7 protein-coding genes are annotated in these 14,772 nt (G+C 45.1%); 1 reads left to right on the forward strand and 6 read right to left on the reverse strand.

From position 1 onward, the window contains the following. Window positions 1-226 precede the first annotated feature (226 nt). The 4 genes from RIM23_RS27200 to RIM23_RS27215 form a co-directional block, all read right to left on the reverse strand. The gene (locus RIM23_RS27200) at window positions 227-403 is read right to left on the reverse strand and encodes a hypothetical protein (protein WP_446371117.1); all 177 of its coding nucleotides are present in this window, start codon (window positions 401-403) and stop codon (window positions 227-229) included. Window positions 404-880: 477 nt separating this feature from the next. Next, window positions 881-8,800 (reverse strand): PAS domain S-box protein, encoded by a 7,920-nt coding sequence (locus RIM23_RS27205; RefSeq protein ID WP_446371119.1) that lies wholly within the window; start codon window positions 8,798-8,800, stop codon window positions 881-883. 197 nt (window positions 8,801-8,997) lie between these two features. Next, on the reverse strand, window positions 8,998-9,300 hold the full coding sequence (locus tag RIM23_RS27210; protein ID WP_446371121.1) for a response regulator: 303 nt from the start codon (window positions 9,298-9,300) through the stop codon (window positions 8,998-9,000). 15 nt (window positions 9,301-9,315) lie between these two features. Further along, the gene (locus tag RIM23_RS27215) at window positions 9,316-9,645 is read right to left on the reverse strand and encodes a sensor histidine kinase (protein ID WP_446371123.1); all 330 of its coding nucleotides are present in this window, start codon (window positions 9,643-9,645) and stop codon (window positions 9,316-9,318) included. A 238-nt stretch (window positions 9,646-9,883) separates the two neighbouring features. Between RIM23_RS27215 and RIM23_RS27220 the strand changes: the two genes are divergently transcribed. Next, a complete protein-coding gene (locus RIM23_RS27220; RefSeq protein ID WP_446371125.1) occupies window positions 9,884-10,852 on the forward strand; it encodes a cation diffusion facilitator family transporter in 969 nt (322 codons plus the stop codon). Between the two features lie 363 nt (window positions 10,853-11,215). Here the strand turns inward: RIM23_RS27220 and RIM23_RS27225 are convergent, their stop codons facing one another. Both RIM23_RS27225 and RIM23_RS27230 read right to left on the reverse strand, forming a co-directional pair. After that, window positions 11,216-11,722, reverse strand: coding sequence for a hypothetical protein (locus RIM23_RS27225; protein WP_446371127.1), 507 nt, complete (start codon window positions 11,720-11,722; stop codon window positions 11,216-11,218). Between the two features lie 74 nt (window positions 11,723-11,796). Further along, the gene (locus RIM23_RS27230; protein WP_446371129.1) at window positions 11,797-14,550 is read right to left on the reverse strand and encodes a valine--tRNA ligase; all 2,754 of its coding nucleotides are present in this window, start codon (window positions 14,548-14,550) and stop codon (window positions 11,797-11,799) included. Window positions 14,551-14,772: the final 222 nt, after the last annotated feature.

The following is a 14,772-nucleotide window of genomic DNA, read 5'->3' on the forward strand; positions in this document are numbered from 1 at the left end:
TGGGTAGAGCGCAAGCGAAACCCAACAGGCTAACGATCGCGTTGGGTTTCGTTCCTCAACCCAACCTACAGATGTTGCGGGTAGGAGTTTCATTACGACTTGTCGAGTATTTTTGATCATGGATTTAGTTTTTATGTCTAATGAAGGAACCCGAATAATCAGCCACTCTGTTATAGTTTCAGAATGCCAAACCTTCAAAAAATAACCATGAAAACTAAATCCATGATCAAAAATACTCGACAAGGATAAACGGTGTCGTTTTTACGGTTAAAGCATGGGCTGTTGGCATTGCATTAAAATATGTGCCTGTCCAAGTTAATGCCACTAACACTACACAATAGAGTGCGGGTAGGAGTTTCATTACGACTTGTCGAGTAGTTTTGATCATGGATTTAGTTTTCATGGTTATTTTTTGAAGGTTTTGCATTATGAAACTATAACAGAGTGGCTGATTATTCTGGTTCATTCATTAGACATAAATTTTTATTTCCTATTTAGATCCCCCTCTTCTGTTATAGATCCCCCTTGCGTCCCCCTATTAGTTCTTGTAGGTTGGGTTGAGGAACGAAACCCAACGCCATCGTTAGCCTGTTGGGTAACGCTTGCGCTCTACCCAACCTACGAGAACATTTTGTGCAAAACTGATATGCTCCCAGTGTGAATTTACTCAAAATTCATTTAACTTTCCCAGGATCTATTAAACTATCCTCATCTCCCAATCGACAGCCAGGTTCCCGACTTCTATGTCTTGCTACTTGTCTAGCATAAAGCCATAAAACATATAGCGCTTTTGGTAGTAAGTGAGGTACACAGGCAGATGCCCGACTTCGTAGGAGTTGTCGGAGATCTGGCTTACGAAGGACATAAGACATAAGACAAATCACCAATCCTCAAAACAATTATCCAATAAATCAACAATTTTTTCATAGTCAAAATTAGCCGCCATTTCCAATACTTCCAGGGCAAAGGGAATATAATCAGGATTCATATCTTGGAGTCCCATAGTTTCCTGCTCAACGCCAGCGACATCCCCCAGACTCGCCGCTTCATAGAGAGCCACTAACTCCTCCTGAGAGGGGATTACCATATCGCCAGATGCAGAAGATGGTTTTGATTGTTCTGCTTTCGCCTGATAAACCCATGACACATTTAAATACACCTGAATTTTCTGGAGCAAATCTGTTGTCGCAATCGGCTTAGTCAGGAAATCCGTACAGCCTGCAGCCAAACTTTCAACGCGGTTATTGGCAAACGCATTGGCAGAAATCGCAATAATTGGCGTATTTATAAACTCAGAGAGTTGGCGTAGCTGTTGCGTCATTTGGTGTCCATCCATAACCGGCATCACAATATCAACCAGAATCAAATCGGGTTGCCATTCCAAGGCTTTTTCTAATCCCTCTCGTCCATTTGTGGCGTCTTGAACCTCAAAGCGAAGGGGTTCTAAAATACTCTTAAGAACGGCACAATTTTCCCACCGATCATCAACAATCAAGATTTTGCGTTTAGCACCAGAATAACCCACAATCATATCCATCGGTTTTTCTAGGATGAATTCCCCTGAAGCAGGAACTGCGGGTAAATCAACCTCGAACCCGAATTTACTCCCCACGCCAACACTGCTCTCAACCTCAATTTTACTCCCCATGAGGGCGACGAGTTTGTGAGTAATTGCTAACCCTAATCCGGTTCCTTCATGGCGGCGAGAACTATCCTTAATTTGCTCGAAGGGTAAGAATATTTTCTCTAAGTCTTCGGAACTCATGCCAATTCCCGTATCTTCAATTTGGAAGCGAATCTTTTGTAATTTTTGAGTGTGTCGGGGCGGGTTTAGCCTATCTTGTGGATCTGTTGATGATAACCTTTGTTCAAAACCCGCCATTGTTGAGTCTGTCGGCGTGGGTGTCACTTCTATCGTTTCTTGACTCGCCCGGATGTGACTCAACCCGCCCTGAGTGAATTTTGACTCAATTCCATAGTCTTGAGTGGTGATAATTTCAACAATGACTGTAAAAGTAACACTCCCTTTATCCGTGAATTTAACCGCATTAGAAAGCAGGTTCATTAAGACTTGACGCAGTCGCTTTTCATCCCCATAAATCACTTGGGGAATGGGTGTGGGAGCGTCATAGATAAAGGTAATGTCTTTTTGAGTAGCTTTGAGGCGGAATATTTCACAGAGTCCGACAATAAAGGAGGGGAAATGAAATTCTTCGGGATAGAGTTCCAGTTTACCAGCTTCCACTTTTGACAGGTCTAAAATATCGTTAATTAGGGTGAGCAGATGTTGACCGCACTGGTAGATAATCTCAATTCCGTCCTTTTGTTTTTGGGTTAAATTAGGATTGGGTTTAAGAATTTGAGCATAGCCTAAAATCCCATTCAGGGGCGTGCGAAGTTCATGACTCATCGATGCCAAAAACGCACTTTTGGCACGATTAGCGGCTTCAGCAGCATCTTTGGCTTTGGCTAATTCTATCTCGGTTTTCTTCAGGTCAGTAATATCAATTTCAATCCCATCCCAAACAGTGCGTCCATCCGCTAAACGACGGGGGGCGGAACGTACATAAGACCATCGAATATCACCACTAGCTGTTCGCTTTCGCATCTGCATCTCATAAAGCGAAAGATTACGCCATGATTCTTCATTTAGTTGGTAATTAAGCTGGCGATCTTCGTCAACAATTAGATTAAACAAAACACTAGCATTCTGGATAATTTCCTCTGGTTTAATTCCGACTAATCGTTCAATTCCGGCGGTGATATAGGAGAAGTGAAACTTGCCATTGGGTTCTCTAACGAGTTGATAAATTAAACCATTAGGCAAATTATCTGCCAAGGTACGCAGCCTATATTCGCGCTCTTGTAAGGCTAATTCTGCCTGTTTGCGTTCGGTAATATCTTGACCGATTCCCACAGTAGAACCATCGGGTAAGCGAATATTTGCCCAGGTGGTTTCTAGAATTTCACCAGTACGAGTGGTAACCTGAAAGTCTTGCCAAGTACCATCAGATTTAAGCATAAACTCTAACACAGAGGCGCGATAGTCTGGGTCAGGATAAAGCTCTGCTATAACATCACCAATATCTCGCAGTTCTTCTAGTGACCAACCCAATGTCTGCTCAAAAGCTGGGTTGACAAAATGCACATCTCCCCCATCTTTATAGAAGCACAACATGATGGGAAGATAATCAAAAATCGTCTGGAGAATTTCTTTTTGCTGGCTCAATTGCAATTCAGCCGCTTTGCGATCGCTAATGTCTCGTAATATGGCTGTACATAAGATTTCGCCGTTGATCTCCAGCTTAGAAATTGAGGCTTCTGTGGGAAACTCTGTGCCATCGTAGCGGCGACCAAAAAGTTCATTGCGTTCTCCCATTTGTCGTGCTGTACCGACAGATTCAGCAAAATTAGTGACGTGTTGACGGTGAATTGTAGCGGCGCAAGGAGGTAAGAGTAAATCCAGAGATTGACCTAATACTTGATCTGCTTTGTAGCCAAACATTTTTTCCGCACCCTGATTAAATAAGGTAATTCGTTGCTGGGCGTCTACGGAAATAATCGCATCATTAGCAATTTCCAGAATACCCGCAAATCGAGCTTTAGAGGCGGCTAGAGCAAGTTCAGCCTGTTTGCGATCGCTAATATTGCGAGTCAGGGCAATTACCTGATTGTGATTCAGGGGAACCATTCGCGCCTCGAAGTATTGTTCACCCTGATTAAAGGGTAAAGAATACTCTACACTGATCAGTGATCCCGTTGCCAAAACTTGCTGAATCGCCCCATAGAGTTTTGCGCCTGCTGAAGTCGGTAATACCTCTTGAATGTTATGATTCAGACATGATTCTGGTGAGGTATAGAACTCAGGGTTTTTGGTGCGAAAATCTAGAATCGTACCATCTGCCGCCAGACGAAACAGGATATCGGGAAATGCATCAAAAATCGCTTGCATTTCCTGATTAGTTTGCCGCAATTTGGTTTCAATTTGTTTGAGTTGGGTAAGATTCCGACAATTGACCACAACACCAGAAATCCTCTGATTTCCATCTAGGTAAGGGATATAGGTGACGCTGATAAATTCCTGTTTCCCCCCCGGATAATCAAACCACTCTTGATAGGTTACCGTTTCACCTGCCAGACATCGATCTAAATTCGGTTTAATCACCTGTTCAAATACCTCCTCTCCCATCAAGTCACTCACCGAATGTCCGACAATTTCGTCATATCCTTTTTGATTCCAATCTAAATAGGCTTGATTGACAATCTGATAAGTGTAATTCATATCCAGCAAAGAAATGGCATCAGTTGTCGATGAAACAATCCGTTCATAGCGTCGCAAAGCATCCTCGGCTTCTTTGAGTTCGGTGATATCCTGAGAGGTTCCCAAAATTTTAATCACCCGATTCGTTTCATCCCGCTCAAACACCACTTCCCGTGAAAGTAACCAGCGCCACGAGCCATCTTTGTGGCGAAATCGACTCTCGGTGGATAAAATATCGCTATCTGATGCCGTTTGCCAAAAGTTTATATTCCGCTCAATTAAAGGCAAGTCATCGGGATGGAGGACATCCAGGAAAAACTCCATCCCCCGGCAGATAATTTCTTCGGGGGTATAACCTAATATATCGAGGGATTGTTGATTAATATACAGATCGGTTCCCGCTGTTGGGTCAAATAGGTAAAGCAGTTGTGGCGAAGTATTGATGATTTTTTCGATAAACCTTTGATTTTCCTTAAATTGGAGTTCAACCTGTTTGCGATCGCTAATATTAAAGCTCGTGCCAATTAGTCGATAGATGCGGGAGTTACTGTCTTTCAGGGGAGTTAAATTACTAATCCACCAAGAGTCTTTTTCGTTAATCTGTAGCGAATGTTCATAGGTTATCCCTTCTCCCGCCGCCAGACAGTGACGATACCGTTGACACACCGCCTCGGCAATGTCTGGTGCTAATATTTCTTGTGGTGTTTTTCCCTGTATTTCTGAGCAGCGAAGACCAGACATCCGTTCATGAGTCGGGTTAATGCTAACATAGCGAAAGTTACCATTTTCCAGAACATCAACGATAAAGACAGCCGCTTCAATGCCCTCGTAAATACTGCGTAAAAATGTTTCACTTTCTCTTAAGGATTCCTCGGTTTGCTTCCGTTCCGTGATATCCTGGGCGACAACCATCCCGGCAAGAATTTCTCCCGCCTCATTTCGCACCGCCCGCGTTTGCAGGAGCTGAATCCGATCTCGATAGGGCATTTCCAGGCTTTTTTCTATCCCGGCTAAAGCCTGACGATACAGGGGTTCAACTACGGCACATTCTTGGTCAGATAAAACCTCCCAAATTGTTTTTCCTTCTAGTACATCTCGACTATATCCTGAGCCGGAGCGACCTAATCCTTGACCATCTGCCACTAAATACCGGAGATCCTGATCAAACAAGAAAATTGCCCCATTGGGAAAGTGTTTTGCCATAGTACGGTACAGTTGCTCACTGTAGCGTAAGGCTTCTTCCGCTTGTTTGCGATCAGTAATATCGGTAATCATCCCTAAGGTTCCCGTACAGTGTCCCGACGAGTCACAAATCGGAGTTGTGGCGATTAATGTCCACAACTCCGAACCATCACGGCGGCGGAACTTAAATTCATGCTTTTCATGAATACCCTGACGGCGACGCTCTAAATTCCAGTTAGCAATCCCTTTCCCCTCCTCATCCATAAAGGCAAACATGGATTGTCCCAGCATCTGCTCAACAGAATACCCCAGCATTTGCGCCATTTTCGGGTTAACAAATATTGTATTCCCGTCCATGTCGATACTCCAAATTCCCTCATCAGCGGTTTCGACAATCCGACGATACTCTTCCTCCCGCTCTCGTAATGCTTCCTCGGCTTGTTTCCGTTCGGTAATATCTTCTACCAAGCCGACAAACCGCACCGGTTCTCCCGCCTCATCTCGTACTACAGAAATATCACCGGTAATCCAGCGTTGTTCACCATCGGCTCGAATTATTCGATAGTCCCGCTTCACCGGATGTCCTTGAAACTGTTGGCTAAGGGAATCAAGAACCGACGCACGATCCTCTGGATGTACCGCCTCTATCCAAGATTCGGGGTTTTGATATAGACTCTCACAGGAGCGTCCCCATATCCTTTCGTAAGATGGACTGACGTAAAGAAACTTACCGGAACTCGCGGAGCGGACAAAGAAGAATTGACTCACGGTGCTGGCAATTTCTTGGAAGCGGTTCTCGCTCCTGATTAAAGCTTGTTCAAACTCCTTACGCTCGGTGATATCCTGAGTAACGACCATCCCCGCGATCACCTCTCCAGCATCATTTCTCACCGCCGTACTCTGGCACAAATAGGTTAAACCTCCGATGCTAATTTCTTGAGTCTGCTCAATTCCCGCCAAAGCAGCATGATAGAGTGGCTCAACCATGACACAAGTTGCTGGGGGTAAAACCTCCCAGAGGGTTTTCCCGTGCAACGCTTCCCAGCTATATCCCGCTTGTGCTAACGCCTGACCATCTGCTACTAAATAGCGTAGGTTAGGGTCAAACAGGAAAATTGCCCCATTAGGGAAGTTTCTAGCCATGGCGCGATACAGGTACTCGCTGGTACGCAGAGCGTCTTCGGCAAGTTTGCGATCGCTAATATCCCGCGCTACCCAAATCACCGACTGATCAGACAAGGGAGCAATGGAGATAGTGAACCAAGTCTGGCGATTATCCCAGCTTAAATTATAGTCAAAATAGATTGTCTGCCCAGTTTCTAATACCTGTTGAACTTGGGTAAACCAACGATCCTGTGCATCCTCAAAAAATTGCTCGATAATTACATTAAGCAGGTTACTGTCTTCCGGGGACAAGTACGTTCGCTTCGTCGGTGCAACTTGAACGCTTTTTTGATGATCAATGATCAGGACAATATCGTTAATCGCTTCAAAAATCGTCCGAATTTGTTGCTCAGAACTATGCAGTTTGCCTTCGAGTAACTGACGCCCAGCCATTTCTTGTTGTAATCGTTCATTTGCTTCAACTAATTCGGCAGTTCGTTGAGCGACGTTGGCTTCTAGAGTACGATTGTAATTCCGTCGGAGAGTCTCGGCTCGCTTGCGTTCTGTGATATCAGCGAAGGCTGCGATCGCGCCGATAATTGTTCCGGTTTGATCTAATAAAGGTGTTCCATAAACTTCCAAGGGAACAATATGATCCGGTTGATGAATTTCCAGGTCTTCCACCATCGTTTTTTCCCCGTTCAGAGCGCGAACTACGGGCATATTTCCCACCAGATACAATTGATTACTCTCGCTCTGATAAACCTGATAAGTTACGGCTAATTCCTCAGTTTTGGCGTCAGGTAATGTCTCAATTCCCAGTAACTCTTTTGACTTTTCGTTGGCATAAGTTAATTGTCCGTTAATATCATGAACTGATATGCCCACCGGTATCGCTTCCAGAATTTGAGTCAATTGGCTTTCACTTTGAGTTAAGGCTTGATTAGAGGATTGAAGTTGAGTAAAATACTGTTGTAGTTGCGCTGCCATAGTCTGGAATGATGCTGCCAGTTGACCGACTTCATCCCCCCGGTTAATGGCGATTGATTGCTGCCATTCTCCCCGTGCGATCGCGTCAGCGGCTTTATTTAATTGTAGAATCGGTTTCGTCACCCAGCGAGCGGTACGAATTCCCACTACAATAGACACAATTAATGCTGCAACACACAATCCTATCGTGGTGCGCGTATTAGCATGAATCTCTGCCATAAAGTCAGATTCAGGAACAACGGTGACAATTAACCAGTTCAACCCAGATTGATCCTGAATCGGATTAACTTGCAGGAAATAGCGATTGTGTTTAAATGTAAACTTAAAATTTTGAGCCTGCTTGATTGTAGACCACTGCTTCACCTGATTCAATAGAAATTTTACAGACGCTTTAGTCAGAGGATTCCTACTCTGTTGAATAGGTAGCCGCCAGTCTTGAGGATTTAAGTTTTTCCGATAATCTGCCTTTAAATCTGGCTTAAAGGGGATTTCACCCGTAGAACTAGCAACCAGTTCTCCTTTTTGATTAATGATGAAGACTTGACCCGTTTGTCCCACTTCCACACCCTCTAGAAACTCAGCCAACTCAGGCAGAAAAAAGGTAGCGACCAAAATCCCTTGAAACGTCCCCTCTGAGTCATTAAACGGCAAAAAATTAGCGATCAGCAATAGGGGTTGATCAACGCCCTGGGATAAACTAACAAGCGGATGCCAAATTCCTTTACCTGCTTGCTTTGTAGCTTGATACCAAGAATCACCTTGGGGTGGATCATTGTGGGGCTCAAAGTCATATCTAACTTGGGTTCGTTTAATTCGCTGACCCTGAAGATCGGCAGTATAGTAGTGAAAGGCGTAGTTCGTCGATTGATCTAAAACACGGATAACTAAAGAATCACTTGCTAATAATTTGGCTACATTCAAGAATTCTCGTTCCTCAGTGACGATTGCCATACTACTCACCGTGGTATAGATTTGGAGTTGCTGGGCGAAGTAGCGTTCTAAACCCGGAAAATTTTTCCAGTCTACAACCCCAGTACGAATAGCAGCGGCAAGGTTTTGAGTAACCTGGTGAGGAATTTCCAGATAATGGTACACATTTTGCTCGACGCGCTTATCCACTTCATCGATTAACTGATAGGCTATGTTTTCAACTGCCCTTTGACCATTTTTATAGGAAAGATACCCCACCAATCCCACCGTTCCCACAATTTGCAGCACAAAAGGTACAATCAAAACCGTTCGCAGAGGCAGGTTTCCCGCCACGTTAGTTAGAATACTGTTTAGAGATTTAATAGGGTTGAACATAAAGACGACAAGGAATGGGAAACCGAGAATATGGAACAGAAAATATGATTTTGCCTAGAGACAATAATAAAGTATATCTCAGGACTTTAAGAGTTATGAAAAAAACAACCCTGGTCAATTAACTTGACTTGAGAATTTATTTATAATTAAAATCTTCAGCCAATTTCATGGAGTGAATGGCAAGGCGTATCCTGAAACCCAGGAAATTGGCGCAATTGTTGCGTCATTTGATGACCATCCATTACAGGCATCACAATACTCACTACGATTAAATCAGGTTGAAACGGGTGGGCTTTGTCTAGTCCCTCTTTTCCATTTGTAGCTTCTACGACATTAAAGCCAATCGGTTCCAGTATATTAGCCAGAACGGCACGATTTTCCCACCGATCATCAACAATCAGAATTTGGCGTTGTTCCCCAGTATAACCAATAATCGTCTCTCTCGATTTTATCATCATTGGTTTGGGAGCATGTCAGGGAGAGCACAAAACGCTCAAGTAGGTTGGGTAGAGCGATAGCGTTACCCAATCGGTTTGTCCTTGTTCAATTCTATTTACGCTAAAGGTAACGCCACCTGTATCAGTAAATTTTATTGCATTAGATAGCAAATCCATTAAAATTTGGCGCAGTCGCTTTTCATCGGCATAAATAAATTCCGGTAGAGAGGGAGAAGCCTGATAGGTAAACATAATATCTTTTTGTTCAGCTTTGAGACGAAAGATAGCGGTTAAGCCAATTAGTAATGAAGGGAGATAAAAATCCTGGGGATAGAGTTCGAGTTTATTGGCTTCAATCTTGGACAAAAAACTGATTTCACGGATTTATTGGAAAGTGGGGTTGGGAAGGGAAAGGTTAGTGACACTGATTACATCTCCCCCAGCGTAGAGACGTGCCATGGCACGTCTCTACAACCCCGGAGACGTGCCATGGCACGTCTCTACAACCCCGGCTCCCCTATCCCTAGCAATCTTGGCGAAAGAAGGCACAGATTGGGCTTAAGATTGGGTAGTTTCCCCCGTTGGGTTCACTACCTTGTGACAGATGAGTGAAGGATCACATCGCATTCAGACAACTCGTCTGATACTATTCACGACGCTCTGGCTAACTTTATTTATTTTATCGGTAAAAGTTTCTGCGGCTTGGGCGACGCGATCGCTAAGTCTCATGGCAGAATCGATGCAGACGTTACTGGTTAGCTTCAGTACCCTGCTGAGTTTATATAAGCTGATCGCGAATGAGCATCCCATACGGCGATCGGTATATGGTCATGGTAAGTGGGAAACCCTGATCCTATTTTTACTGATTGGCTTTTTTGGGTTTACCGGATTGAATGTCTGGGGAATATCAATTCAACAGTTGTTCAACCAAGCCTCAGGCGACTTGCTGACGTTACCGGTTCGGGTAAGTTTACCCCTGATTCAATTACTCGGCGTCGTGGTGATTACCAGTTTAGGGTTGGCATTAGTGGGACTGTATCAAGCTAAACTACTCAGAAGTGCGGCTGTGCAGTTTAATGCCCGACAACTCTTGCTGGATGTCTGCCTAACTCTCATCGTACTCCTGGGGCTTGTGGGAGTCGGGGCGGGGTTAGTTTGGCTGGATGTGGTGTTAGCCATTGTACTGGTTCTGGTGGCGGTGAGGAATGGCTGGCAGGTTGTGAATTGGCAGTTTCCCCTACTGGTTGAGCCAACTGCGATCGCCCCAGAAATTCTAGCGCAAATCGCTCACCAAGTTGGCGGAATCACTCACTGTTATCACATTCGCTCACGGGGAATTGTGGGGCGTTATGTGTATATTCAAATGCACCTGATCATCCATCCTGAATTTGCTGGTGTAACCTCTTTACTGGTGGAACGAATTAAGGGCATGATTGAGGAAGAATATGGTCCGGTTCAGGTGACATTTTATATTGAGGATGACTTTACGATTGCAGCCAATCGTCATCGTTCAGGGTTTATATCTGATCCTAATCGTGATGATTCAAATAATCCTGAGTTCGGCGATTGGTGATTCGTCTTATGTCAAAACACTGATTTCACGGATTTATTGGAGAGAGGGATGTAGGGAAGTGAAAGGTTAGTGACACTGATTTCACAGATTTATTGGAGAGAGGGGGGTAGGGAAGTGAGAGGTTAGTGGCACTGATTACATTTAGTCACATCAGGGTGAAAACTAAATAAATGTTAGTGGTAAAACTCGCCCCTACAAAAGATGTTTTATTGGAATGTCTCTTCTCTCTCAGCTTCACCCATCTTCCCCATCTCCCCCTGCTTCCCCTGCTCCCCCTGCTCCCCCTGCTTCCCCTGCTAAGAGACGCGCCATGGCGCGTCTCTACATTGCTTCCCCTGCTAAGAGACGCGCCTTGGCGCGTCTCTACATTGCTTCCCCTGCGTCTTCATCCGGAAGAGTGATGTTATACTTTTTTAATTGCTCCTGTAACTTAGCCTCCCGTTCTTCAATTTGTTGCTCTTTGAGTTTTAATTCAATTTCCAAGGCTTGAATGTTTTCACGACGGGCTTCCATTTCGGCACGCTGGCGGGTTAAATCTTGACTTTGTAGGGTCAAATCCTGTCGCCATTGTTCGGTGCGAGTCAATTCTTCCTGTAAGAAAATGGGCGTAATCCCGATAGTTAGATATCGTTGGATGAAGTTTAACACCCACTCTTTCGCCGAGTAAATACTCACAACGTCTTGATTGTCAGAAATATCTACCAACACTAACAAGCCTTGATTAAAGGAGTTCGCCTCATTTGATGAGAACGAAAGGCTTTTTGGTGGATTAATGAGTGCCCAGGAGTCATCAGATTCTTGACGGGCTAGCAATTGGAGTTCAATGCCGCCGCCATTGTCGTTGTTTTGCACTTCACCCAGATGTAGCATAGCCTGTTAGTTGTTGGTCGTTAATCAGTAAGGAATTGATCGTCAAGAAGTAATAATTTATCATCGCTTTAGAGTTAGAGTCTTTTTAGGCGATCGCGCAAAATTTCGGCTTGATGCACAGACTCACTCAATGCATCCTTAGCACCCTGCACAACAGGGGCGGGGGCTTTGTTGACAAAGTTTTGATTCGCCAAACGACTAGATAGAGATTTGACTTCGGCATCGATTTTGCTGAGGTCTTTTTCTAACTTAGCGCGAAGTGTCTCGACATCGACTAAACCCGCTAGCGGAATAATCACTTGAATGGTGCCAATCACACCCGCCATTGTGGTTTTGAGTTCTTGCTCTAAGGCTGGCACAATGGTTAAGGTATCGACTTTGCCTAAGTCTTGCAGGTAGGATTCACCTTTGTCTAAAATCTCACGTTCATCAGGATTTTCACTTTGCAAAATCACGGGTGCTTTTGCCCCAGGTTTAATCCCAGCTTCTGCACGCAGGTTACGGATGGTGCGGATTGTGCCAATTAGTAACTCGAACTGGTTTTCCAATTCTTGATTAATAGGGAATGCGCCTGATTCTGCTTCCGAGTCGGGTAGGGCGGGATAAGGTTGCAGCGCCAAACATTCATCCGTTTTTTGGGTTAAGGTATGCCAGATTTCTTCGGTAATATGGGGCATAAAGGGATGCAGGAGTTTCAGGATACCATCGAGGATGTATGCCAGGGTTTGCTGGGCAATTTGCCGCGATTGAGTTCCCTTTTGGCGCAACCGTTGTTTAACCAGTTCAATATACCAGTCACAAAAGTCACCCCAGATAAAGTCATAGAGTTTTTTGGCGGCTTCTCCTAAAGCGTAACCCTCTAGCTCTTGACGGGTTTGAGTGACGACTTGATAAAAGCGGGAGAGAATCCAGCGATCGCTTAATTCTAATTTATCCCTTTCCTGTTCCAGTGGCGAACCCAACCCTTGGGGAGGTTTGCCATCTAGATTCATCATCACAAACCGCGCCGCATTCCACAGTTTATTGGCAAAGTTGCGCGAGGCTTCCACTGACGCCGATTCATCGGTCTGGCGATTATACTCTAAACGAATATCTTGACCCGCACCAGCGACTTCTCGGACTAAGGTATAACGGAGTGCATCTGTACCATATTTCTCGATCAGGATCAGCGGATCAATGCCATTATTTGCCGACTTGGACATCTTTTTGTTATTTTCATCCCGGACTAAGCCGTGGATGTAAACGGTTTGGAATGGCATTTGATCCGTAAAATAACCCCCCATCATCGTCATCCGGGCAACCCAGAAGAATATGATATCAAAGCCTGTAACCAACACGGTGGTGGGGTAATAAGTCTCTAAATCCGGCGTCTGTTGGGGCCAACCCATAGTTGAGAAGGGCCACAAGCCGGATGAAAACCAAGTGTCGAGCACATCGGGATCTTGGATGAGCTTGACATCTTCGCCAAATTGTGATAAAGCTTTTTCTTGAGCATCGGCTTCATTGTGAGCCACGATAAACGGTGTCCTATCGGTAATTTCTCCCCCGGTTTCACTCACCGCATACCAAGCCGGAATTTGGTGTCCCCACCAGAGTTGGCGAGAGATGCACCAGTCTTCTAATTTTACTAACCAGTCTCGGTAAACTTTTTTCCAGCGTTCAGGAACAAAGTCGGGGGAGTTATGCTGATCCAGCCATTCCAGCGCTTGATCAGCTAGGGGACGAATCTGAACGAACCATTGGGTGGATAATAGAGGTTCAACGGGGACTTTGCCGCGATCGCTATAGGGAACGGTATGGTGATAATCTTCTATCTTGACCAGGAATCCATCCGCCTCTAGTCGCTGCACCACATTTTTCCGAGCCACAAATCGGTCTTGTCCTTGAAAAGACCCAGCATTTTCATTGAGCGTACCATCTTTATTCAGGATATTAATAAACGGCAAGTCATGGCGTTTGCCCATCTCAAAGTCATTGGGATCATGAGCCGGAGTCACTTTCACGCACCCCGTACCAAAGCTAGGGTCAACCAACTCATCCCCAATAATCGGAATCTCTCGCCCCATAATCGGCAAGGTTAAGGTTTTGCCAATTAAATGCTGATAGCGTTCATCTTGGGGATTAACCGCCACCGCCGTATCACCCAGCATCGTTTCAGGTCGAGTCGTCGCCACTTCCACTGACCCATTTCCCTCAGTCAGGGGATAACGAAAATGCCACAGATGTCCATTAACCTCCTTATTTTCCACCTCCAAATCCGAAACCGCCGACTGAGACTGGGGACACCAATTCACCATATACTCACCCCGGTAAATCAGTCCCGCGTCGTAGAGTTGGACAAAGGCTTCAATTACTGCATTAGACAAACCTTCGTCCATAGTGAACCGTTCCCGCGACCAATCCACCGACACCCCTAAGCGACGCAATTGGTTAACAATCCAACCCCCTGATTCATCCTTCCATCGCCAAGCGCGATTCAGATAATCTTCCCGTCCCACCTCTTGACGAGTTTTACCTTCGGCTTTCAGTTGTCGGTCTAAAATCGTGGACACCGCAATACTCGCATGGTCAGTCCCCGGTAACCACAGCGTATTACACCCCTTCATCCGGTTATAGCGCACCAGGATATCCATAATCGTTTGTCCCAAGGCGTGACCCATGTGCAGGCTACCCGTGACGTTGGGCGGTGGAATCACCATGGAATAGGGTTCACCCCCTTGTTCAGGGTGGGCTTGAAAGACGCCCTGTTCTTCCCAAAACTGTTGCCACTTGGCTTCAGTGGTCGTGGGATCGTATTGAGTGGGTAGGGAGGAAGTGATTGCTGTCATGGAAATCGTGGGTTTTACGTTTAATTTTGCCATACCCGACGACAGGGTTTAGGTTTCACCGAGATTAACCCTGTAGGGGAGAAGCATTCGCGCCTTGATTTGGTGGTTGTACAGCTAAGTGTTCATCGCGAATGCTTCGCCCTGACCCAAATCAAACCATCAATAGATTAACCCTGTAGGGGAGAAGCCTTCGCGCCTTGATTTGGTGGTTGTACAGCTAAG

Source organism: Coleofasciculus sp. G3-WIS-01, assembly GCF_040223135.1.
Lineage (GTDB): Bacteria > Cyanobacteriota > Cyanobacteriia > Cyanobacteriales > Coleofasciculaceae > Coleofasciculus.